Consider the following 23,410-nt stretch of genomic DNA (forward strand, 5'->3'; position numbering starts at 1 on the left):
CACCCACCCACCACCGCTGTCACTTCACCCCTCGAACGGGAGGGCTCCATGCCTTCATCTGTCATGCGCACGACTATCGGAAGCGGAGGTGCGCAGTCGCCCGCCGCGGTCTCCGCCGTCGGTCTGCGCAAGTCCTACGGAGACAAGACCGTGCTCGACGGCATCGACCTCCACATACCGGCCGGGTCCGTCTTCGCGCTCCTCGGGCCGAACGGCGCGGGCAAGACCACCGTCGTGAAGATCCTCTCCACGCTCATCGGCGCCGACGGCGGGCAGGTGCGGGTCGCGGGACACGACATCGCCACGTCACCGGACGGGGTGCGTGCCGCGATCGGTGTGACCGGCCAGTTCTCGGCGGTCGACGGGCTGATCACCGGTGAGGAGAACATGCTTCTCATGGCGGACCTGCACCACCTCTCCAGGCGGGAGGGACGCCGAGTCACTGCCGCACTCCTGGAGCGCTTCGATCTCACGGAGGCCGCGAAGAAGCCCGCCTCCACCTACTCCGGCGGCATGAAACGCCGCCTGGACATCGCCATGACCCTGGTCGGCGACCCGCGGATCATCTTCCTCGACGAGCCGACCACCGGCCTCGACCCGCGCTCCCGCCACAACATGTGGAGCATCATCCGCGAGTTGGTCGCCGAGGGCGTGACGGTCTTCCTCACCACGCAGTACCTGGACGAAGCCGACGAGCTCGCCGACCGTATCGCGGTGCTGAACGACGGCGGGATCGCTGCTGAGGGCACGGCGGAGGAGCTGAAGCGGCTCATCCCGGGCGGCCACGTGCGGCTGCGCTTCACCGACCCGTCCACCTACCGGAGTGCCGCCCTCGCCCTGCGCGAGGTCACCCGCGACGACGAGGCGCTGTCGTTGCGGATCCCCAGCGACGGCACCCAGCGCGAGCTGCGATCCATCCTCGACTGGCTGGACGCGATCGGCGTCGAGGCCGATGAACTCACCGTGCACACCCCCGACCTCGACGACGTCTTCTTCGCCCTGACCGGCTCCGACCATCCGAAGCAGTCCCACCACCCCAAGGAGGGTGCCCGATGAGCTCCCTGGCCCTCGCCGTCCGCGACTCGTCCACGATGCTGCGCCGCAACCTCCTGCACGCGCGCCGCTACCCGTCCCTCACCCTCAACCTGCTGCTCACACCGGTCATCCTGCTGCTGCTCTTCGTCTACGTATTCGGCGACGTGATGAGCGCGGGCATGGGCGGCGGCGCCGACCGCTCCGCGTACATCGCCTACGTCGTGCCCGGCATCCTGCTGATGACCATCGGCGGCACCGTGGTCGGGACCGCGGTCTCCGTCTCCAACGACATGACCGAGGGCATCATCGCCCGCTTCCGTACGATGGCGATCCACCGTGGCTCGGTGCTCATCGGGCATGTCGTCGGCAGTGTGCTGCAGTCGGTCATGAGTGTGGCCCTCGTGGGTGCGGTCGCGGTCGCCATCGGCTTCCGGTCAGCGGATGCCACGGCCCTGGAGTGGCTGGCGGCGTTCGGGCTGCTCGCGCTGGTCGCCCTGGCGCTCACCTGGATCGCGGTCGGGATGGGCATGGTCAGTCCGAACGCCGAGGCAGCCAGCAACAACGCGCTGCCGCTGATCGTCCTGCCGCTCATCTCCAGCGCCTTCGTGCCGGTCGACGCGATGCCGGGCTGGTTCCAGCCGATCGCCGAGTACCAGCCGTTCACCCCGGCCATCGAAACCCTGCGCGGCCTGCTGCTCGGGACCGAGATCGGCAACAACGGGTGGCTCGCCGTCGGCTGGTGCCTGGTCCTCACCGTACTGGGCTACTTCTGGTCGAAAGCAGTCTTCAACCGCGACCCGAAGTAGTCGAGACAACCGCACGGCCCGCGGAAGGCGAGGCGGCCACCCGCTGTTGACGTCCGTGTCCTGTACGGCACACTTGCCCGGCTGCACGCAGGGCAGCGGCACTGGTATGGGCCGATCAGGCGGTACGGCTGTCCACCGCGGCGGGACTTTCCACGGGACCGGCCTGGTACACCGCCGCGCGGCCGAGATGGTCGTGGCGCTCGCCCAAGATGGGTTCCCCGGTTCCCCGAAAGGCTGTCGTGTCCGGGACCCAGACCCGGCGGTCTGCGATGACACATGCCCATGGATACCGTGGAGTTCGTGCTCACGGGGGCTCGAACCAGTGATAATCGCGTCGGCGCGTGCGTTCCTCGCCTCTTGCGGAGGGGCCGACTGCTATGTGCCCGGGGCCTGATGTGCCGGCACTTCTCCGCCGACCCCAGGCCGGAACCGCGAACTCCACCCAGCCATCCCCACCCCCTCACTCGGGAGAAACTCGATGATCGATGGTCTGAAGTTCCCCGAAGGCGTCGGGCAGACGGCGCTGGTCGTCGCCTGGACGCGGCAGATGGAGAGCCAGCGACCCGACGCCCTGTTCCACGACCCGTTCGCCGAGGAACTGCTGAAAGCGATCGCCGAGGACCAGTCCTTCACCGAGGTGTCTGAAATGGTCGCCCGAGCGAGCAGCAGCACGCGCGAATACCCTACGTACTTCGCGGTACGCACTCGGTTCTTCGACGACGAACTGCTCAGCGCGATGCGCGCCGGGGTCCGCCAAGTGGTCACTCTGGCTGCCGGTGTGGATGGACGGACCCTCCGGTTGGACTGCCCGCCCGGAACACAGTGGTACGAGCTCGACCTGCCGGACATGACGGTCTTCAAAGACGCACTGATCGCCCACTCGGGGCTGGCCACCACCTGTGAACGCCACGGAGTGGCCGCGGACTTGACCGCCAACTGGCCGGACGCGCTGCGCGAAGCGGGCTTCGACCCCGACCGGCCGACCGCCTGGCTGGTCGAAGGCCTGCTGATGTACCTCTCCGACGAAGAGGTGGAGGCCCTGCTCTCCGAGCTGTCCGCGCTGTCCGCACCGGGCAGTCGGATCATGCTGGAACAGCTGGAGGCGGTGATGCTGGGGGAGGAGGGCAAGCCCTCCCGCGAACGGCTCGCGTCGCAGGGTGCCCACTGGCGGTCCGCCCGGGACGACTTGCGGCCGTGGCTGGCAGGCCACGGTTGGCATGCTGAGGTCTACAGCGGAGCCGACCCCCGCATCGGGCACGGCCGCACTGTCTCCCGTCTGCCCGCCTGCTGGGTGGCGACCGGAACGCTGATGCCGCGTGCGGATGCCGCCCCGGCTGACTGAAGGCACCTCTGCGAAGGTCCGTGTCCGCGAAGGCGTCGATGCGGCGCCGCGAGGCGCCGCCTGTGCGGCGGGGAGGGGGCATTGGTGCCCGCCTGCGGGTAGTCGTGGCGGGACAGGTCGCGGGCGAGCGGGCCGCGCGGGAGGTGGCCCACCGCGTACGGCGGTAGCGAGAAGGGCCGGAGCCGCGCCGCCGAAAACCTCTACGCCACCGTCCAAACCTCCTCGTCAACACCCAGCCGACACCGTCAATTTCCAGCCAATATCCATTGCCTGCATCCGCGCTGCGCAGCCGCGTGGAACGGAGACCCGAGGTAGGAACATCCGTTCGTGTCCGATTTCCGGCCGGGGAGTCCGCCGAAGAGGAGGGACCGGTTCCTGAGCGCTTGTGTGCGAACTTCCGGGGAAGGGGCCGCCGTTCTGTGAGGGTCCTGTGCGAACGTGTGCGCTCCCAGTGACCAGTGGGGCCACTGGGGCGACATGTCTCACGGGGAGAAGATCATGCGTCCGCGTGCCTTCGGCATGCCTCTTCGGCATGCCCGTACGACAGCGAGAAGATCGCTGATCGCATCCGTCGCCGTTCTGGGTATCGGCGCGTCCGCGCTGCCCGCGGTGGCTGCCGGGCCGACACCCGCACCGGTCTCGGTGTGGGGGCAGAGCAAGGCGCGGGCCACCATGCCCGCGGTGAAGGTGGGGGCCAACAAGCCCCCCAAGAACCAGCGCAAGGCGGCGCCCGACCCCGGCAAGCGCCTGTGGGAGGCCCGCGAGAAGGCCAGGCTGCGGGGTGAGCCGCAGACCTCGCCCACGGCGGGCGCCACTCCCTCCTCCACGATGGTCTACGTCCCCACGGGGCAGGGTGACGTGCCCTGGCACCAGATCTTCGACTTCCGCATCACCGACGCACTCGTGGGGCGCATCGACTACTCGACCGGCAACCTCATGCTGGCCGCCACCGACTTCGACATCGCGGGCGTGGGCGAATCCCTCCAGCTCACCCGCACCTACAACTCCTTCGACGCCCCCCATGGCCAGGTCGACGGCCCCTGGTGGACCGGGTACGAGCGCGGGCTCCAGACCTGGTTCACCAATGAGGTGGTCTGGTACGACTCCTCCGGTGCGACCGTGAAGTTCACGAAGAACGCCGACGGGACGCTCACCACGCCGGACGGTTATGACAAGGACCTCAAGAAGAACGGCGACGGCACCTACACCCTCACCGACCGCAAGTCCGGCTCCCAGGACACCTACAGCGCCGACGGCACCCTGACCAAGGTCACCGACCGCAACAAGGGGACCATCACGGTCACCGCCAACACGGACGCCGACGGCCGCCCTGCCGGGTTCAAGCTGGCCGAGACGCGCTCCGGGCGCACCGTCGACCTCGTCCGGACCAGCGCCACACTGTGGACGGCGAAGGACAACAGCGGCCGGACGGTCCGCTATGAGACCGACGCCGCCAGCGGTCACCTCATACGGTCCTGGGACCCGGAGGACAACTCCACCACCTACGGCTACGACGAGGACGGGCGTCTGATCAAGGTGACGACCCCCGAGTCCCGGGCGACGGTGTTCACCTACGACTCCGCCAACCGCGTGACCTCGATGCGCCGTTTCGTCGAGCTCGGCGGCTCCGGCGGCGACGCCCCCACGTACACGTACTCCTACGACGCGACCAGCCCTCTGGCGGCCGGCACCACGACGGTGACCGACCCGCTGTTGCACACCACGAAGTTCCAGCACAACGGCGACGGCGAGGTCACGAAGGTCATCGACGCGCTCGGCCATGAGCGGTCCAAGACGTACAAGGGACATCTGACGCAGACCGCGACGGACGCGATGGGGGTGGGCAGCGAGGGCGGCAACGTCACCACCTACGGCTGGGACACCCGTGGCAACCCCACCTCGGCCAAGCTGCCCACGGGCGCCACGTCCACCGTGGCGGGCTGGTCGACGAAGGCAGGCCGGGACGTGCCCGCCACGGCCACCTCGGCCGACGGCGAGAAGACGGACTACGGCTACGACGCGGCCGGCAACACCACCTCGGTGGCGCAGAGCGGCACCGGCGGCGGCTCGGCGACCATCGACTACAACCCCGCCACCCCCACCTGCGGCGGCTTCCAGGGCCAGCGCTGCAAGGCCACCACCAAGATGAGCGGCACCCAGAACTCGGTGACGTCGTTCCACTACGACGCCCAGGGCAACCTGGACGCGGTGACGCCGCCCGCCCAGATCGGCAAGGTGACCTACCGCTACGACGCGCTGGGCCGGGTCACCAGCTCCAAGGACGGCCGGGGCGTCACCACGCTCTACACCTACGACAACCGCGACCGGGTCACCAAGGTCGACACCGGCAGCTACGACACCGTCGTGTACGTCTACGACGGCGACGGCAACCTCACCTCGCGCACCGACCGCACCGGGGTCCAGACCTACCAGTTCGACGCGTTGTCCCGGGAGACGATCCGGACCCTGCCCGACGGGTCGCAGACGGTCCTGGCGTACACCGCCGACGGCAACGTCGACACCTACACCGACCCCTCGGGCGTCGTCGACTACACCTGGGACGCGGCCAACCGGCTGACGGAGCTGAAGGACCAGGCGGGCCGCAGGACGACCTACGGGTACAACAACAACGACGCCCGGACCAGCACCACCTACCCCGGCAACACCGTGCAGAGCGTGGACGTGGACAAGTCGGGGCGGCCCACCACCATCAAGACCACCTCGCCCAAGGGCACCCTCACCCATCTGACGTACAGCTATGGCTACGGCACCGGGGGCGCGACCGACGGCTCGAAGATCCGCACCGCGACGGACGTCCTGGCCGGGCTGAAGACCTCCTACACCTATGACGTGGCGGGCCGCTTCTCCTACGCCAAGGAGGAGAAGGGCAGCGCCCTCAACGCCTCCTGGCAGTACTGCTACGACCTCGCCGGCAACCTGACCTCGCAGGGCGTCGACCCGGGCTGCCCGCGCGGCACCACCTACACCGTGAACGACGCGCAGCAGATCACCGGCAAGAACGGCTCCACCACCAACTGGTCGTACGACAAGGCCGGCAACGAGACCGCCGGTGCCGCCACCCCGGAGGCCACCCGCACCGCCGAGCAGTGGTCGGACTACTCGCAGCTGAAGTCGATCGCCGTCGCCGGCACGACCTACGCCGGTCAGTACGCCTCGACCGACCAGTCCGAGCGCACCAAGCTCGGCCAAACCCTCTTCCACAACGGCCCGTTGGGCCTGTCGGCGGAGACCACCGGCGGCGTGGACACGGGATTCAACCGGGAGCCCGGGGGCACCCTGAACTCCATGACGACCGGGGGCAAGGCCTACTACTACCTGACCGACGCGCTCGGTTCGGTGATCGGCCTGGCCGACCAGTCCGGCGCCAAGGTCAACACCTACACCTACAGTCCGCGCGGCGTCTCCCGCACCATCGTGGAGGCGGCCCCGCAGCCGTACCGCTTCGCCGGCGGCCACCAGGACCCGACCGGTCTCTACCACCTCGGCGCCCGCTACTACGACCCGAACATCGGCCGCTTCACCCAGCCCGACCCGTCCGGCCAGGAGAAGAACCCCTATCTGTACGCGGAGGGCGACCCGGTCAACCGGATCGACCCGCGCGGACTGCTCTCCCTCGACCTCGGCGTCGAGGCCTGCGACGTGCTGTGCCTGGGCGGGGGAGTCAGCATCAACGAGGACGGCAGTGTCCACCCCTACCTCTCCGTGGGCGTGGGATCTCCCGGCGCCAGCGCCGACGCGAGCCTCGCGTCGGGCAGCGCGGACAGTGGTCTGACCGGCGAGGTGGCCTGCGGTTTCGGTCCCGCGGAGCTCTCCGTCGCCACGGACGGGTCGGAGGGCGTGGGCACCGGCGGCAGCACCGGAAAGTGCTCGGCGAGCGCGAAGTACACGTTCTGAAGAAGTACACGTTCTGAACAGGAGAGTGACGCGATGAACGACCTGGTGACGCTGGCTCAGGGCAACCGGCCGGACGGCCCGTCCTGGTTCCCCTACGCCTTCGTGGCGGTGGCGGTACTCGTCGCGATCTTCCTGGCCGTACGCATGCGGAACAAACGCCGCTGAACACCGGGTGGGCGGTCCCGTCAGGGGCCGCCCACCCTCATCTTCACCCTCCTCCCTCCTTCTGACTCCGGAACGGTGTGCCGATGCACATACTCGTAGGAATCTTCCTGCTGGCCCTGGGGCTCGTCTTCGCCCTGTTCGCCCCCCGTCTGGCCACCACCGGCGGCACCCGGAGCGCGAAGCGAACCTTCACCGCGTCCAACGTGGTGGCCTTCCGCCTCATCGGCACCCTGATCGCCGTGGCGGGGCTGCTGTACGCGGTCGGGGTCATCGGCTGAGGACGTGCGCGGCCGGTGAAGGCGCACCCCTGAACGGTTGTGCGCTGTCGTGCCATGTCCTGGGCGCAGGAGGGCAACACGGCCGGTCGGGTCCCTCGTAGCTTGAAGCAGTGCCGAGCCGCGGGCGCGGCGGGCGCGCTACCGATGGTTGCGAAAGGACCTCTCGTGTTTGATGTCAACAACGTTCAGGCTTCCCCCAGTTCGGATCTGCTCACGCCGGACAACGCGGTCATGCTCTTCGTCGACCACCAGCCGCAGATGTTCTTCGGCACCGGCAGCGGCGACCGTGCCGCGATCATCAACAGCACCGTGGGCCTTGCCAAGGCCGCTCAGGCCTTTGACGTACCGGCAGTCCTGACCACGGTCGCCGCCGAGTCGTTCTCCGGGCCCCTGCTGCCGCAGCTCGCCGAAGTGTTCCCCCAGCACGAGGTCATCGATCGGACCTCCATGAACGCCTGGGAGGACGAGGCGCTCGTTGCGGCCGTCAAGGCGACCGGGCGCAAGAAGATCATCCTGTCGGGTCTGTGGACCGAGGTCTGCCTGGTGCTGCCCGCGCTCTCGGCGCTGGAGCAGGGGTATGAGGTGTACGTCGTGAGCGACGCCTCCGGCGGCGTCAGCCCGGCCGCCCACGAGCACGCCCTGCAGCGGATGATCGCCGCCGGTGCGGTGCCCGTGACCTGGGTCCAGGTACTTCTGGAGCTGCAGCGCGACTGGGCGCGGCAGGAGTCGTACGGCGCGGTCATGGAGATCGTCAAGGCCCACGCCGGTGCGTACGGCCTGGGCGTCGTGTACGCGCAGAGTGTCATCGGCGCGCACGCGGCCGGCTGACCCCGGTGGACACCGGCATTCTGATCCTGCGTCTGCTGGTGGGGCTGCTCGTCGCCGGCCACGGTGTGCAGAAGGTCAGCTCGCACCTGGGCGGCAGGGGACTGGCGGGCGGCACCGAGGAGTTCCGCGCCGACGGTTTCCGCGGCGGTGCCCTCACCGCCCTGGCGGCGGGCGGCGGTCAGATCGGCTCGGGCCTGCTGCTCGCCGCCGGCCTGCTGACTCCGCTCGCCGCGACCGGCGTCACCGGGGTCATGACGGTCGCGCTCACCGTGAAATGGCGCCACGGGCTCTGGGTGCAGAACGACGGATACGAGTACCCGCTGGTCCTCATCGGCACCGCCACCGCCCTCGCCGCCACCGGCCCCGGCGCCTGGTCCCTGGACTCGGCCCTCGGTCTCACGCCCTACCCGCTGTGGTGGGCCCCCCTCGCCCTCGTCGCCGGTCTTGGCAGCGGACTCCTCACCCGGTTCGTCCTGCACCGGCAGGCCCCCGCGGCCCCGCACGCCGCCGCCACCGGCAGGTACTGAGCGCGGAGAGCTCAGCACGGGCCGCTCAGTCCGGGTCCGGCCACCCGCGTACCCCCGACCGGGCGGCCGGGCCCTTCCACCCTCTTTCTCCTCAGGAGCACGCGATGGACACCCTCACGCCCGCGCACGGCGGCGGTCAGCCGCTGCTGCATCAGAAGGGCGCCGAGACCCAGGCGTTCGGCACGCTCAAGCAGTTGCCGATCGGTCTCGGCCACGACACCCGCATGTACGGCTGCCAGCGGCTGAACCGCGTCCTGGCCGACACGCAGATCCTCTACTCCCTCTACAAGAAGCACCACTGGCTCATGCGCGGGGCGACCTTCTACTCGCTCCACCTGATGCTGGACAAGCATGCGGAGGCGCAACTGGCCATCGTGGACGCGCTGGCCGAGCGGGTCCAGAGTCTGGGCGGCGTCGCCGTCGGGGACCCTCGCCATGTCGCGGAGCTGACGGCGATCCCCCGTCCGCCGGACGGCGTCGAGCCGGTGCCCGTCATGCTGTCGCGGCTCCTCGACGCGCACGAGCGGATCCTGATCGACTCCCGGGACGCCGCCGCCCGGCTCTCCAAAGAGGGCGACGAGGGCAGCGCCGACCTCCTCGTCTCGGATGTCGTCCGTACCGGCGAGGCGCAGGTGTGGTTCCTGGCCGAGCACCTCGTGGACACGCCTTTGGCGCGGGGCTGAGGGACACACGTACGACGTCGTCGTGGTCGGCGGGGAGCGCTCCGTGCCTGCGTACCGGGCAAGGCGCTACGGCGACCGCCGACGTGAGCCTCGACGCCCCACGGGCGACCCGTCGAGCCTCCGACCGCCCCCTCTTGGCCGTCCCCAGAAGGAGAAACCCCTCATGAAGAACCGTCCGGTCCTCGAACCCGCAGCCCAGGCGTTCGCCGAGGCCACGGCCCAGCCGCCTTACCTCTACCAGATCCCCGTCGCCGAGGGCCGCAAGGCCGTGGACGACGTCCAGAGCGGCGCGGGTGTCCCCCTGCCCGCTGTCGATGAGGAGTGGATCACCGTCCAGGGCGGCGCCTCCGGCGACGTCCGTGCCCGGATCGTGCGCCCGAGCGGCGCCGCCGGCCCCCTTCCCGTCATCCTCTACATCCACGGCGCTGGCTGGGTCTTCGGCAACGCCCACACCCACGACCGGCTCGTCCGCGAACTCGCCGTCGGCAGCCGGGCGGCCGTGGTGTTCCCCGAGTACGACCTCTCGCCCGAGGCGCGCTATCCCGTCGCGATCGAGCAGAACTACAGCGTCGCCCAGTGGGTCGCCCGCGAGGGGCACCACAAGGACCTCGACGGCACGCGGATCGCCGTCGCGGGCGACTCGGTCGGCGGCAACATGAGCGCCGCCCTCACCCTCATGGCCAAGCAGCGCGGCGATGTCACGCTCGTCCAGCAGGTCCTGTTCTACCCGGTCACGGACGCGCGCTTCGACACCGACTCCTACCACCGGTTCGGCGAGGGCTACTTCCTGCGCCGCGAGGCCATGAAATGGTTCTGGGACCAGTACACGAGCGACGAGGCCGAGCGCGCCCGGATCACCGCCTCCCCGCTGCGCGCCTCCCTCGACCAGCTCACCGGCCTGCCACCGGCCCTGGTCATCACCGCCGAAGCAGACGTCCTGTGCGACGAGGGCGAGGCGTACGCGGCGAAGCTCCGCGCCGCCGGCGTCCCCGTCACCGCCCTGCGGGTGCACGGTGTCATCCACGACTTCGTGATGCTGAACGCCCTGCGCGAGACGCAGGGCGCGGAAGTCGCCATCGCTCTCGCCATCGCCACCCTGCGCAAGGCCTTCGCATGAGCGGGCCGTCGACGAGCATGCCGGTGGCGGGCCTTGTCCCCGCCCCGCGGAGGCAACCCGAGCACGCCGACCTCCTGGTCCGCAACGCCCAGGTGTTCACTGGTGACCCGGACCGTCCCGAGGCTCGTGCCGTCGCCATCCGCGACGGCCGGGTCGCGGCCCTCGGTGACGACCATGACCTCGCCCACCTCGTCGGGCCGGGAACGAGGGTCGTCGACGCCCTCGGCCGCCGGGTGGTCCCCGGCCTGAACGACTCGCACCTGCATGTCATCAGGGGCGGCCTGAACTACGTCCTGGAGCTGCGCTGGGACGGCGTACGAACCCTGCGGCACGCCTTGGCGATGCTGCGCGAGCAGGCCGGCCGCACCCCCAAAGGGCAGTGGATCCGCGTGGTGGGCGGCTGGACCGCCGAGCAGTTCGCCGAGCGCAGGATGCCGACCGTCGCCGAGCTGAACGCCGCCGCCCCCGACACCCCGGTCTTCGTCCTGCATCTGTACCAGGCGGCACTGATGAACCGGGCCGCGGTGCGGGCAGCCGGATTCACGCGCGACACCCCCGATCCCCGTGGCGGGCAGATCGTCCGGGGGCGGGACGGCGAACCCAACGGCGTCCTGCTCGCCGCTCCCAGCGCTCTGGTCCTGTACTCGACCCTGGCCAAGGCACCGGCTCTCGACGAGGCCGACAAGCGGACATCGACGCGCCACTTCCTTCGTGAGCTGAACCGCTTCGGCCTGACGTCCGCGGTCGACGCCGCCGGCGGGTTCCAGAACTTCCCCGACAACTACGCCACGGTCGTCGACCTCGCCAGGTCGGGGGAGCTGACCCTGCGGATCGCCTACCACCTCTTTCCGCAGACGGCCGGGCAGGAGCTCGCCGACCTGAAGCGCTGGACCGAGATGGTCAAGCCCGGGGACGGGGACGAATGGCTCCGCCTCAACGGCGCGGGCGAGAACCTGACCTGGGCGGCCGCCGACTTCGAGAACTTCTCCGAGCCCCGTCCCGCGCTCGCGGAGGGGTACGAGGCCGAGTTCGAGAAGGCGGTCCGGCTGTTGCTCGAGAACGGCTGGGGCTTCCGGCTCCACGCCACGTACGACGAGACGATCCGCCGCGACCTGGCTGTCTTCGAGAGGCTCGCGGCCGAAGGGCTGTTCCCCGGCGGCAACCGCTGGCTCTTCGACCACGCCGAGACCGTCTCCACCGACAGCCTGGACCGGATCGCCGCCCTCGGCGGGGCCGTCTCGGTCCAGAACCGGATGTCCTTCCAGGGCGCCGCGTTCCTCGACCGCTACGGCGCCGAGGCCGCCGCCCACACCCCGCCCGTCCGGGCCATGCTCGACCGGGGCCTGACCGTCGCCGCCGGAACCGATGCCACCCGCGTCTCCTCGTACAACCCGTGGGTGGCACTCCACTGGCTCGTGACCGGGCGTACCGTCGGCGGCACCGCGCTCTACCCGGCCGCGAACCTGCTCGACCGGGAGACCGCCCTCGGTCTGTACACCCGTGGGGGAGCGCGGCTCACCGGCGAGCAGGACGTCAAGGGAACCCTGCGGCAGGGCTGCTACGGCGACCTCGCGATCCTGTCCGACGACTACCTCACGGTGCCCGAGGACGTCATCCCCGACATCGAGTCGGTGCTCACCGTCGTCGGCGGCCGGATCGTCTGGGCGACCGCGGAGTACGAGGGACTCGACGAGGCCGTCCCGCCGGTCAGCCCGCAGTGGAGCCCGGTGGCCCACTTCGGCGGCTACCAGAGCGGTGCCCTCCAGGCATCGGCCGTGGCCGAGGCCGTTGCCGAGTCCGAGCAGCACCGCCGGTGGCGCGTCGCGCGCGGCTCCGTTCCCCGGGCGACGCCGTCCTTCGCCGACCCCTGCTTCGATCACTGAAAGAGAGCTCCACCCGATGACCGCAGCCACCCCCGCCGCCGGCGACGGCGACACCCCGGCGCCCCCGCCGGACGTTCTCCCCGGGCGCCGTTTCGAGCCGGACCTCCGGTCGATGACCCGGATCACCCTGCGCCCCATCGCCTCACCCATGCCGCTCGGCTTCTTCACGATCGCCATCGCGTCCGTGATGACGGGCTGTCTCCAGCTCGGGTTCTTCGACGAGGCGGCCCGCCCCGCCGTCGCCTACACCGTCCTGCCGGCCTTCGTCCTCCAACTCCTGGTGAGCGTCCTGGCCTTCGGCGCCCGTGACGTCATCGCGGCGACGCTGATGGCGGTGTTCGCCGGCAGCTGGCTGCCCTACTCCCTCGTCATGCTCACCGGCGCGGACGACGGCCTTCAGGTCCTGGGCGTGTTCAACCTGGCGCTCCTGTGCTTCGGGGCGCTGATGACCGCCGTGACCCGGCCCAAGCGCGCGCTGTGGTTCGTCCTCGCGGCCTCCCTGCCCCGCTGGGCGGCCACCGGCCTCGCGGGCATCACGGGCGCCGAGTGGCTGACCCGCACATCGGGTGCGCTGGGCCTCGTGGTGGCGCTCGTCGCGATGTACACGGCCTTCGCCCTGATGCTCGAGGACATGCGCAGCGAGCAGGTCCTGCCCATCGGCCGCAGCGGCCCCGCCCACCTCGCCGTCGAAGGCGACCTGGGCGTCCAGCTGCGCAACCTCGAACGCCAGGCGGGCGTGCGCCGCACGCTGTGACCGCACCCACCGCCACCGCACACCGCGACCGCACAGGAGCACCCATGGAACCGCAGGTGACGGACCGGCCCCAGAGGTCCCGGTACGAGATCCTCGCCGGCGACGACGGCACCGAGAGTGCGGGCTTCGCCGAGTACCACCTCTCGGAGGGCGAGATCGCCTTCATCCATACCGAGATCGACAGCCGGTTCGCCGGCCGGGGCCTGGGCGGCCTGCTCGCCCGCGGGGCCCTGGACGGCGCCCGGGCCCGCGGGCTGCGCGTCCTGCCGTACTGCCCCTTCATCCGGGCCTGGATCGCCAAGCATCCCGACTACGCAGACCTCGTGCCCGAGGAACGCCGTGCCCGCTTCGGTCTGTGACACACCACACCACCCCTTCCCCACCCAGAGGAGTTCCCGCATGTCCCGACCCGCCCGCCCCACCGTCGTCCTGGTCCACGGCGCCTTCGCCGACGCCTCCAGCTTCGCCCGCGTCATCCCCGACCTGATCGCCGCCGACGTGGAGGTGGTGGCCCCGGCGGTGCCCAACCGCGGCCTCGTCGAGGACGCCGCGTACATCGCCTCGGTGGTCCGTGCCATCGACGGCCCCGTGATCCTGGTGGGGCACTCCTACGGCGGCGCCGTCATCACCCTCGCCGGGACGCAGGACAATGTCCGCGCCCTGGTGTACGTGGCGGGATACGCACTGGAGGAGGGCGAGAGCCTGGGCGAACTGCAGGGCCGCTTCCCCGACTCCGGACTCGCCGACGCGCTCGTCCACACCCCCTTCCCCGTGGCCGGCACCGCGGAGACGGGCACAGACGTCTCGGTGGCGGTCGACCGGTTCCCCGCCCTGTTCGCCGCGGACGTCGAGCCCGGCCTCGCCGCGGTGCTCGCCGTCTCCCAGCGCCCCTTGGCCGCACGCGCCTTCACCGAGGCGGCGCCGGTCGCCGCGTGGAAGACCAAGCCCTCGTGGGGCTTGGTGGCCTCCCGCGACCGCACGATCAACCCCGATGTGGAGCGCTACGGCTACGAGCGCGCCGGCATGACCACCGTGGAAGTCGACTCCTCCCACCTGGTCATGCTGGCCCGGCCCGAGGCCGTGGTGGAGCTGATCCAGGACGCCATCCGGTCCACCGCCCACGGGCACGATCAGGCCGACTAGAACGATTAGTCGATATTGTTCGAGCGCTGGTAACTTCTGATCGCCCCCGAGAGCCTCGGCGGGCGATCGGAGGAGAACCACCCATGAGGTTCGGCGCGAGGACCGCGCTCGCCGTCATCGCCGTTGCCGCCCTTGCCGCCGCCTGCGCTGTTCCCCAGGACAGCGCTTCGCGGTCACACCCCACCGCGGACTGCGCCCCGTACGCCCGATACGGCAAGCACCCCGCCACCAAGGTCACCGTCTACGCGGAGAACCGGGACCGCGAGGCCGACCTGTTCGAAGAGACGTGGGCGGACTTCACGCACTGCACGGGGATCGCCGTCCGGTACGAGGGCGACGGAGAGTTCGAGACCCAGATCCAGCTTCGGGTCGACGCCGGAAACGAGCCCGACATGGCGTTCTTCCCTCAGCCCGGCCTCCTGGAACGCTTCGCGCGGGCGGGCAGACTCAAGCCCGCGAGCGCCGGTGTCGTGGCCCTCGCGAAGCAGGGCTGGTCGGCTGACTGGACCGGGTACGCGACCGTGGACGGCACCCTCTACGGCACGCCGCTGGTCGCGAATGTGAAGTCGTTCGTCTGGTACTCCCCGAAGTTCTTCCGTGACAGGGGACTGAGCGTTCCCCGCACGTGGTCCGAGCTGATGGCGGTGACGGAGAAGGCAGCGGCGTCGGGTGTCAAGCCGTGGTGCGCGGGAGTGGAGTCCGCCGAGGCGACCGGCTGGCCCGTGACGGACTGGATCGAGGATGTCCTGCTGCGCCAGCAGGGCACAGACGTCTACGACCAGTGGGTCGCCCACAAGATCCCCTTCAACGACCCGCGCGTGATCCGGGCCATGGACACCGTGGGATCCCTCCTCAAGAACGACCGCTACGCCAACGGCGGTTTCGGCCCGGCCCGGTCGATGGCATCGATCTCCTACCAGGAAGCCGGCACACCGATTCTCTCCGGCGACTGCGCGATGCACCATCAGGCCTCCTTCTACGCCGATCTGTGGCCGAAGGGAACGACGATCGGTCCGGACAAGGACGTCTACGCCTTCCTCCTGCCCGGGGCCGAGCCGGTCGCCCACCCCGTACTGGGCGGCGGTGTGTTCACCGCGGCGTTCGCCGACCGCCCCGAAGTGCGGGCGTTCCAGGAGTATCTGGCCTCCGCTGACTTCGCGAACGCCCGCATGAAGAAGGGCCCCTTCGTCTCGGCGAACAGAGGCGTGGATCCCGCGAACGCCGCGACCCCGGTCGACAGGCTGTCGATCCAGCTGCTCCAGGACCCCAGGACACAGTTCAGGTTCGACGGTTCGGACCTGATGCCTGCGTCGGTCGGCGCCGGGACGTTCTGGAAGGGGGCCGTCGACTGGATCGGCGGCGCACCCACCCGGCAGGTCGCCGACTCCATCGAACGGTCCTGGCCGAGCCGCTGATGTCGTTCGACTCCGTCGCCCAGCAACCCAAGCTGCTGTACCTGCTCCAGGGCATCGCCGCCTTCGCGGCGGTGGTCTGCCTGATCCTGCTGGCGCTGCACCGGGGGCCGGTACGCGGGAGGTCCGCGGCCCTGATCCTGCTGACCCCCGCGCTGCTGCTGCTCATGGCCGGTCTGCTACTGCCCGCTCTGCGCACCCTGATGCTGTCGTTCACCGACCGTGGGGGAGAGGCGTGGGCCGGGTGGGACAACTACCGGTGGCTGCTCACCGACCCCCGGGCACTGGTGGCGCTGCGCAACACGGTGGCGTGGGTGGTGCTCGTGCCGCTGACGGCGACCGCGGTCGGTCTCCTGTACGCGGCGGCGGTCGTGCGGTCGCGGTTCGAAGCGTTCGCGCTGTCCCTCCTCCTGGCGCCGATGGCGATCTCCTTCGTCGGCGCGGGTGTCGTCTGGAAGTTCGTCTACGCCTACCGCCCCACGCGAGCCGGGCAGATCGGGCTGCTCAACGAACTCGTCGTCGCGTTCGGCGGCGAACCGTGCCAATGGCTCGCCGACCCACCCTGGAACGTCCTGTTCCTCATCGTGGTGATGGTGTGGACACAGGCGGGCTTCGCGGCCGTCCTGCTGGCCGGCGCGATCAGGGCCGTTCCCGCTGAGCTGATCGAGGCGGCCCGGCTCGACGGTGCCCGCGCCCGGCAGATCTTCTGGCGGATCACCGTGCCCTCGATCAGACCCACGCTGACCGTCGTGGTCCTCGCCCAGGCGATCGGCGCCTTCAAGGCCTTCGACATCGTCAAGACCATGACCGGCGGGCAGTTCGACACGGACGTCATCGCCCACGACATGTACGAGCAGGCCTTCCGCTACGGCGAAACGGGCCACGGCGCGGCGCTTGCCGTTCTCCTCTTCGTCCTCGTCACCCCCTTCGTCGCCTACCAGGTCCGGGCGCGGCGGAGGACGGGGTGAGGGGAGTGCGGGAGCGTCTGGCCTCCCGCGCCTTCACGCTGCTCGCCGTGGTGATCGCGGTCCTGTGGACGACCCCGGCCCTCGCTCTCCTGCTCTCCTCGTTCCGCCCCGAGCAGGAGATCAAGACGACGGGCTGGTGGACCGTGTTCGGTGCGCCGCACCTCACGCTCGACAATTACGGCGAGGTGCTGTCCGGCGGCGGGAACGGGTCGGGGCGCCTCGCGGAGTACTTCGTCAACTCCGTCGTCATCGCCCTCCCCTCGGTGCTGTTCCCGCTCGTGGTGGCCTTCTTCGCGGCCTACGCCCTGGCCTGGATCGACTTCAGGGGGCGCGACGCGCTCGTCATCGGCATCTTCGCGCTCCAGGCCGTGCCGCTCCAGATGGCGCTCGTCCCTCTCCTGAAGCTCTTCTCCCGGGGCTGGCTGTTCCTGCCCGCGTGGCACCTCACCGGTCCCGCGCGTTTTGCCCAGGTCTGGTTCGCCCACACGGCCTTCGCGCTGCCGTTCGCGGTGTTCCTCCTGCACAACTTCCTTGCCGGACTGCCCCGGGAGCTGATCGAGGCCGCCCGTGTCGACGGCGCGTCGCACGCGACGCTGCTGCTGCGGATCGTGCTGCCGCTGAGCCGCCCGGCCCTGGCGACCTTCGCCCTCATCCAGTTCATCTGGGTGTGGAACGACCTCCTGGTGGCACTGACCCTGTCGGGCGGAACGGCCGAGACCGCGCCGATGACGGTCAGAGTGGCGAGCCTGGCCGGGACGTACGGCAACGAATGGCAGCGGCTCACCGCGGGAGCCTTCGTGGCGGCGCTCGTCCCGCTGCTTGTCTTCTTCGCCCTGCGGCGGCACTTCGCACGGGGACTGCTCGCCGGATCGGTCAAGGGATGAGCGCCGACCGGGCCGAGGCGCCACGCGTGGCGGCGCCGGCGAGCGCGGGGGTCAGCCGGCCCGGGCTGCGGGGCCGCGAAGCCGAGCTGGAACAGCTGCGCGCCCTGGTCGAGGCGGTGCGCCGCGGCGGGGCAGGAGCGGTCGCGCTCCTGTTGGGCGAGCCCGGCATCGGCAAGACCGTACTGCTGCGGGAAGCGGTCTTGCTCGCCCGGGCCCACGGTTTCGTCGTCAGCCATGGACGCGCCGAGGAGCTGCACGAACTGGCACCGCTGGCCTCACTGGCTTCGGGCCTGCTGCATGGCGAGACGCCGCTGCTGGCCCGTGAGGACTTCGCCGACCTCGCCGTCCACCACGACCAGCGCATCTGGCTCGTCGAACGGCTGGCCCAGCTGATCGAGGAGCGCGCGGCGGGCACGCCCGTACTGATCGCGGTCGACGACGTCCAATGGGCCGATCCGCTGAGCCGGTTCGCCCTGGGCCTCCTGCCGGCACGGCTGTGTGCCTCCCCGGTCCTGTGGCTGCTCACGGGCAGGCAGGACCCGCAGCTGTACGGGCCGTGGCCGCGGGCGACGACCCTTGCCCTGCGTCCGCTGTCCGATGCGGCCCTGGCCGAGCTGGCACACGACGTCCTGGGCGCGCGAGTGCCGGCGCGGGTCGCGGAACTCCTCGGCGGGGCGGGCGGCAACCCCTTCCTCGCGACCGAGATGCTCTCGGGCATCGCGGCGCCGGGCGGGGACGGGCCAGACGTGCCCGAGCGGCTGGTCCTGGGCGTGCGCGGCCGACTGGCCGATCTGCGGCCGGACACCCTGCACTTCCTGCGGATCGGCTCGGTTCTGGGCCGCGCGTTCTCGCTCGCGGACGCCGCCGCCCTGTGTGCCCGGCCCGCCTCCACACTCAGCGCCGCGGTGGACGAGGCGATCGCCGCGGCCCTCCTGCACGACGACGGCGAGCGCCTCCTGTTCCGCCACGACCTGCTTCGGGAGGCCGTGTACGCCGACCTCGCCCCCTCCGTACGCCGGGCGCTGCACCGGGAGGCCGCACGCCGGCTCGTCGCGGCCGGGCGGAGCTCCGTCGACGCGGTCCCCCATCTGCTGAAGAGCGCCGACCCCGGTGACATGGAGGCGATCGGACTGCTCGGCGCGGCCGCCACGGACGTGATCGCCGTCATGCCCGACCTCGCCGCCGACCTGTCGCTGCGGGCCCTGGAACTCGTGCCGCCCCGTGCGCCCGTGCTGTTCGACGTGGGCGAGCGGGCCATCGTCGCGCTGACCCGGGCGGGCCGGTACACGCAGGCACGGGAGACCGGCGACGCGCTGCTGGCCCGGCAGCCGTCCCTGGACGTCTTCGCCCGTCTGCAGTGCGCACTGGGCGACGCGCTGTGGCACCTCGACGACATCCACGAGCTGACCCGCCGCTCGACGGCGGCGCTGGCAGCCGTCACCGACCCGGCCACCCGGGCCCGGCTCACCGCCCGGCAGGCCCTGGCCCGCTCCCGCGGCCGCGACCTGGGGTCCGCTCGCGAGAGCGGTGAACAGGCGCTCGCCGAGGCGGAGCGCGCCGGTGACCGCGAGGCCCGTGTCCTCGCGCTGTGGGGTCTCGGCGAGACCGCCCTCAACGCGGGCGACTGCGCCGCCGCCGTCGAACACCACACGGCGCTGAGCGTGTTCGACACGGCCTTCCTTCCCGAGGAGGCCGTCGCACGGATCCACCTGGACGACTTCGCCACCGTAGCCCGGCTGCTCCGGACGGCCGGTGACGCTCCCTTGCGCCCCGCGATGCTGATCTGGGCCCAGGCGAACCTGAACATGGGACAGGGCAGGCTCGACGACGCCGACGCCGGCTTCGTCACCGCCGAGCGGCTCGAAGCGGACCTTCACGTGCCCGGCAACCTGGTCAACATCCGTGTCAACCGCGGTCTCCTCGCGTTGCTGCGTGGTGACCGCGACGCCGCCCGCGAACACCTGGATGTCGTGAGAGCGACCCTGGCCGACCGGCCGAACACGGGCAACCACGCCGCGCACCAGTACTTCGAGGCCGTCATCGCCGACACCGACGGCGACCACGCGGCCGCGGCCGAACGGATCCGCTCCGTGCAACGGGACCACCCCTTCCTGCGGTGGCGGCTCCTGCGCCCTCATGTCGCCCGGGCAGTGCGCATCGCCCTGAACGGCGGGGACCGGCAACTGGCCGAGGATCTCGCGGCCCAGGCCGGCGAACATGCCGCCCGCAACCCCGCCGTACCGACCGCCCGGGGGACCGCCGCCCACGCGGCCGCCCTGGTGAGGGACGACCACCAACTCCTGGAGCGTGCGGTCCGCATCCTCCTCACCGGCCCCCGGCCCCTGCCCCTCGCCGCCGCGTCCGCCGACCTCGGGCGCGCGTTGCTGACCGTGGGCGACGCCACTGCGACACCTGCTCTGACCAGGGCGTACGACCTGTACACCCAGGCGGGGGCCGACGCCGAGGCCGACCGGGTGCGGGCCGATCTGGAACGGGCCACAAACCGCCCGGGCCGGCGCACCGGACGCCTGCGGCCCCGCGCCGACCAGGGCTGGGAGGCACTCACGGCCTCGGAACGCAAGGTGGCCCGGCTGATCGCCGAGGGTCACACCAACCGGTCGGCCGCGCAGACTCTCGTCGTCTCCCCGCACACGGTCAACACCCATCTGACGTCGATCTACCGCAAGCTCGCGGTGCGCTCCAGGGTCCACCTGGCCCGGATCGTCCTCGCGGAAGACCACACCGCGACAGCCACCGGCGGCTGAGCAACCTCTGCGCCCCCGTGCAAGGTGTGGTGCGCGGGAGGACAACAGCGGGTGCGGGGCCGGCCCTAGCGTGACGGGCATACCACGCCGCTTCGACGCGCGGACCAGTCGACCCGAATCGAGGAACCGCCCCCATGCCGTACATCACCGTGGGCCAGGAGAACACCAACCCCGTCGAGCTGTACTTCGAAGACCAGGGAGCTGGGCAGCCGGTCGTCCTCATCCACGGCTTCCCGCTCGACGGCCACTCCTGGGAGCGCCAGAGCGCGGCCCTGCTCGACGCCGGCTACCGCGTGATCACCTACGACCGCCGAGGCTTCGGGCAGTCCTCGCAGCCGACCACCGGATACGACTACGACACCTTCGCCGCCGATCTGAACACCGTGATGGAGACCCTCGACCTGCACGACGCCGTCCTCGTCGGCTTCTCCATGGGCACCGGCGAGGTCGCCCGCTACCTCTCCGCCTACGGCTCGGGCCGGGTCGCCAAGGCCGCCTTCCTGGCCTCGCTGGAACCCTGCCTGCTCAAGAGCGACGACAACCCGCAGGGCGTCGCCCCGCAGGAGTTCTTCGACGGCGTCGTCGCCGCGGTCAAGGCCGACCGCTACGCCTATTACACGGCCTTCTTCAACGACTTCTACAACCTCGACGAGAACCTGGGCACCCGCATCAGCGAGGAGGCCGTCCGCAACAGCTGGAACACCGCGGCCCGCGGCGGCTCCTTCGCCGCGTCCGCCGCGCCGGCGACCTGGTACACCGACTTCCGCGCCGACATCCCCGCCGTCGACGTCCCGGCCCTGATCCTGCACGGCACCGCCGACCGCATCCTGCCGGCCGAAGGCACCGCGCGCCTCTTCCACAAGGCGCTTGTGTCGGCCGACTACGTCGAGATCGAGGGTGCCCCGCACGGTCTGCTGTGGACCCACGCCGAGGAGGTCAACACGGCCCTCCTCGCCTTCCTGGCGAAGTGACGCCGCACCGTTGACCTGCCGGGGTGACACCGGAGCTCCCCGGCGTCACCCCCGCCCCCCGGTTCCCGGCGCGGGAACCGGATGAGCTCAGGAGAGCAGACACCCCATGCAGTTCGGCATCTTCACCGTCGGGGACCTCACCCCCGACCCCACCGACGGTCGCACGCCGACCGAAAACGAGCGCATCAAGGCGATGGTCGCCATCGCGCTCAAGGCCGAGGAGGTCGGCCTCGACGTCTTCGCCACCGGCGAGCACCACAACCCGCCGTTCGTGCCGTCGTCGCCGACCACCCTGCTCGGCCACATCGCGGCCCGCACCGAGAAACTGATCCTGTCCACGTCCACGACGCTGATCACCACCAACGACCCGGTGAAGATCGCCGAGGACTTCGCGATGCTCCAGCACCTGGCCGACGGCCGGGTCGACCTCATGCTGGGGCGCGGCAACACCGGCCCGGTGTACCCATGGTTCGGCCAGGACATCCGCCAGGGCATCAACCTCGCCAAGGAGAACTACGCACTGCTGCGCCGGCTGTGGCGCGAGGACGTCGTGGACTGGGAGGGCACGTTCCGTACGCCGCTCCAGGCCTTCACTTCGACACCGCGGCCCCTGGACGGCGTCCCGCCCTTCGTCTGGCACGGATCCATCAGATCCCCCGAGATCGCGGAGCAGGCCGCCTTCTACGGCGACGGCTTCTTCCACAACAACATCTTCTGGCCGGCCGACCACACCCGGCGCATGGTGCAGTTGTACCGGCGCCGGTTCGCGCATCACGGTCACGGCCGGCCGGAGGATGCCGTCGTCGGCCTGGGAGGGCAGGTCTTCATGCGCAAGAACTCCCAGGACGCCATACGGGAATTCCGTCCCTACTTCGACAACGCGCCGGTGTACGGCCACGGCCCGTCGCTCGAGGAGTTCACCGAGCAGACCCCGCTGACCGTGGGCTCTCCCCAGCAGGTCATCGAGCGGACTCTGTCGTTCCGGGAGTCGGTCGGCGACTATCAGCGTCAGCTGTTCCTGATGGACCACGCGGGCCTGCCCCTGAAGACCGTCCTGGAACAGCTCGACCTCCTCGGCGAAGAGGTCGTGCCCGTGCTGCGGAGGGAATTCGCGAAGGGGCGTCCGGCCGACGTGCCGCAGGCTCCCACGCACGCGTCCCTGCGAGCCGTCCGAGAGGTGTCCGCCGCGTGAAGCTGACCGTCGTCTCCGCGGGGCTGAGCACCCCCTCTTCCACCCGGCTGCTCGCCGACCGGCTGGCCGAGTCGGCCCGCGACGAACTGGCCGCCCGGGGGCAGACGGCGTCCACCGTCGTGGTGGAGCTGCGCGAACTGGCCGGGGACATCGCCAACCACCTCGTGACGGGATTCCCGCCGCCACGGTTGAGCGCCGCGATCGAGGCGGTGACGGCGGCCGACGGTTTGATCGTCGTGACTCCCGTGTTCGCGGCTTCCTACAGTGGTCTGTTCAAGTCCTTCTTCGACGTGATCGATCCGGATGGCATCACCGGGAAGCCGGTCCTGATCGCGGCGGCGGGCGGTACCGCCCGCCATTCGCTGGTCCTGGAGCACGCCTTGCGTCCGCTCTTCGCCCATCTCCGTGCGGTCGCCGTCCCCACCGCCGTGTTCGCGGCGTCCGAGGACTGGGGCTCGGGTGGGGACGAGTACACCGACGGGCTGCCCGGCCGCATCCGCCGGGCGGCCGCCGAACTCGCCGCGCTCATGGCGGCGCGCCCGGTCGCGGAGGAGCCCGAGGACGACGTCACGGCCCTCGAACGGCAACTCGCCGACCTGCGCTTCGACTGAGACGGGCCGCAGGCCGCACGACGGCGGAACAGTTCATTTGGTTCGTACGGTTCCGCTCATATGGTTCATACTGTTCCGCCGTACCGCATGAGGACCGAGCCCGTTCCGTGCGGCCCAGGCCGGCGGAGTGA

General features: G+C 70.6%; 21 protein-coding genes. All 21 read left to right on the plus strand.

Annotation, left to right across the window (positions count from 1 at the left end; translation table 11 throughout):
* Positions 1–63 precede the first annotated feature (63 nt).
* The 21 genes from ACZ4MU_RS09450 (at position 64) to ACZ4MU_RS09550 (ending at position 23,279) form a co-directional block, all read left to right on the plus strand.
* A complete protein-coding gene (locus tag ACZ4MU_RS09450; protein WP_467873107.1) occupies positions 64–1,056 on the plus strand; it encodes an ATP-binding cassette domain-containing protein in 993 nt (330 codons plus the stop codon).
* Positions 1,053–1,841 carry an ABC transporter permease gene (locus ACZ4MU_RS09455; RefSeq protein WP_467873109.1) on the plus strand — a complete coding sequence of 263 codons (789 nt, stop codon included), beginning with the start codon at positions 1,053–1,055 and terminating at the stop codon, positions 1,839–1,841. Before ACZ4MU_RS09450 ends, ACZ4MU_RS09455 begins: the two co-directional genes overlap by 4 nt.
* 478 nt (positions 1,842–2,319) lie before the next feature.
* The gene (locus ACZ4MU_RS09460; protein WP_467873112.1) at positions 2,320–3,183 is read left to right on the plus strand and encodes an SAM-dependent methyltransferase; all 864 of its coding nucleotides are present in this window, start codon (positions 2,320–2,322) and stop codon (positions 3,181–3,183) included.
* A gap of 498 nt (positions 3,184–3,681) precedes the next feature.
* On the plus strand, positions 3,682–7,098 hold the full coding sequence (locus ACZ4MU_RS09465) for an RHS repeat-associated core domain-containing protein (RefSeq protein WP_467873115.1): 3,417 nt from the start codon (positions 3,682–3,684) through the stop codon (positions 7,096–7,098).
* A 33-nt stretch (positions 7,099–7,131) separates the two neighbouring features.
* Positions 7,132–7,263 (plus strand): hypothetical protein, encoded by a 132-nt coding sequence (locus ACZ4MU_RS09470; protein WP_358835152.1) that lies wholly within the window; start codon positions 7,132–7,134, stop codon positions 7,261–7,263.
* Between the two features lie 83 nt (positions 7,264–7,346).
* Positions 7,347–7,541: a hypothetical protein gene (locus ACZ4MU_RS09475; protein ID WP_467873119.1), complete on the plus strand. Its 195-nt coding sequence runs from the start codon at positions 7,347–7,349 to the stop codon at positions 7,539–7,541.
* Positions 7,542–7,706: 165 nt separating this feature from the next.
* Positions 7,707–8,369 carry a hydrolase gene (locus ACZ4MU_RS09480; RefSeq protein ID WP_467873121.1) on the plus strand — a complete coding sequence of 221 codons (663 nt, stop codon included), beginning with the start codon at positions 7,707–7,709 and terminating at the stop codon, positions 8,367–8,369.
* Positions 8,370–8,374: 5 nt separating this feature from the next.
* On the plus strand, positions 8,375–8,896 hold the full coding sequence (locus ACZ4MU_RS09485) for a DoxX family protein (protein ID WP_467873124.1): 522 nt from the start codon (positions 8,375–8,377) through the stop codon (positions 8,894–8,896).
* A 104-nt stretch (positions 8,897–9,000) separates the two neighbouring features.
* Positions 9,001–9,579: a Dps family protein gene (locus ACZ4MU_RS09490; RefSeq protein ID WP_467873127.1), complete on the plus strand. Its 579-nt coding sequence runs from the start codon at positions 9,001–9,003 to the stop codon at positions 9,577–9,579.
* Between the two features lie 163 nt (positions 9,580–9,742).
* Positions 9,743–10,696, plus strand: a complete 954-nt coding sequence (locus ACZ4MU_RS09495; RefSeq protein WP_467873129.1) for an alpha/beta hydrolase — start codon at positions 9,743–9,745, stop codon at positions 10,694–10,696.
* Positions 10,693–12,579: an amidohydrolase gene (locus tag ACZ4MU_RS09500; RefSeq protein ID WP_467873132.1), complete on the plus strand. Its 1,887-nt coding sequence runs from the start codon at positions 10,693–10,695 to the stop codon at positions 12,577–12,579. Before ACZ4MU_RS09495 ends, ACZ4MU_RS09500 begins: the two co-directional genes overlap by 4 nt.
* Before the next feature lie 16 nt (positions 12,580–12,595).
* Positions 12,596–13,333 carry a GPR1/FUN34/YaaH family transporter gene (locus ACZ4MU_RS09505; protein ID WP_467873135.1) on the plus strand — a complete coding sequence of 246 codons (738 nt, stop codon included), beginning with the start codon at positions 12,596–12,598 and terminating at the stop codon, positions 13,331–13,333.
* A gap of 44 nt (positions 13,334–13,377) precedes the next feature.
* Positions 13,378–13,692 carry a GNAT family N-acetyltransferase gene (locus tag ACZ4MU_RS09510; protein ID WP_467873137.1) on the plus strand — a complete coding sequence of 105 codons (315 nt, stop codon included), beginning with the start codon at positions 13,378–13,380 and terminating at the stop codon, positions 13,690–13,692.
* A gap of 40 nt (positions 13,693–13,732) precedes the next feature.
* Entirely contained in the window at positions 13,733–14,476 is a 744-nt protein-coding gene (locus ACZ4MU_RS09515; RefSeq protein ID WP_467873140.1) for an alpha/beta fold hydrolase, read from the plus strand.
* A gap of 83 nt (positions 14,477–14,559) precedes the next feature.
* Positions 14,560–15,891 carry an ABC transporter substrate-binding protein gene (locus ACZ4MU_RS09520; RefSeq protein ID WP_467873142.1) on the plus strand — a complete coding sequence of 444 codons (1,332 nt, stop codon included), beginning with the start codon at positions 14,560–14,562 and terminating at the stop codon, positions 15,889–15,891.
* On the plus strand, positions 15,891–16,856 hold the full coding sequence (locus tag ACZ4MU_RS09525; RefSeq protein WP_467873145.1) for a carbohydrate ABC transporter permease: 966 nt from the start codon (positions 15,891–15,893) through the stop codon (positions 16,854–16,856). The genes ACZ4MU_RS09520 and ACZ4MU_RS09525 overlap by 1 nt, the downstream gene beginning before the upstream one ends.
* A gap of 5 nt (positions 16,857–16,861) precedes the next feature.
* Positions 16,862–17,740, plus strand: a complete 879-nt coding sequence (locus ACZ4MU_RS09530; RefSeq protein ID WP_467873147.1) for a carbohydrate ABC transporter permease — start codon at positions 16,862–16,864, stop codon at positions 17,738–17,740.
* A complete protein-coding gene (locus ACZ4MU_RS09535) occupies positions 17,737–20,505 on the plus strand; it encodes a helix-turn-helix transcriptional regulator (RefSeq protein WP_467873149.1) in 2,769 nt (922 codons plus the stop codon). Before ACZ4MU_RS09530 ends, ACZ4MU_RS09535 begins: the two co-directional genes overlap by 4 nt.
* Before the next feature lie 134 nt (positions 20,506–20,639).
* Positions 20,640–21,476: an alpha/beta fold hydrolase gene (locus tag ACZ4MU_RS09540; protein ID WP_467873151.1), complete on the plus strand. Its 837-nt coding sequence runs from the start codon at positions 20,640–20,642 to the stop codon at positions 21,474–21,476.
* A 106-nt stretch (positions 21,477–21,582) separates the two neighbouring features.
* Positions 21,583–22,668 carry an LLM class flavin-dependent oxidoreductase gene (locus ACZ4MU_RS09545; RefSeq protein WP_467873153.1) on the plus strand — a complete coding sequence of 362 codons (1,086 nt, stop codon included), beginning with the start codon at positions 21,583–21,585 and terminating at the stop codon, positions 22,666–22,668.
* Complete coding sequence (locus tag ACZ4MU_RS09550) at positions 22,665–23,279, plus strand: CE1759 family FMN reductase (RefSeq protein ID WP_467873154.1); 615 nt, start codon at positions 22,665–22,667, stop codon at positions 23,277–23,279. The genes ACZ4MU_RS09545 and ACZ4MU_RS09550 overlap by 4 nt, the downstream gene beginning before the upstream one ends.
* Positions 23,280–23,410: the final 131 nt, after the last annotated feature.

The sequence above is a fragment of the Streptomyces sp. NPDC026377 genome, from assembly GCF_055567715.1.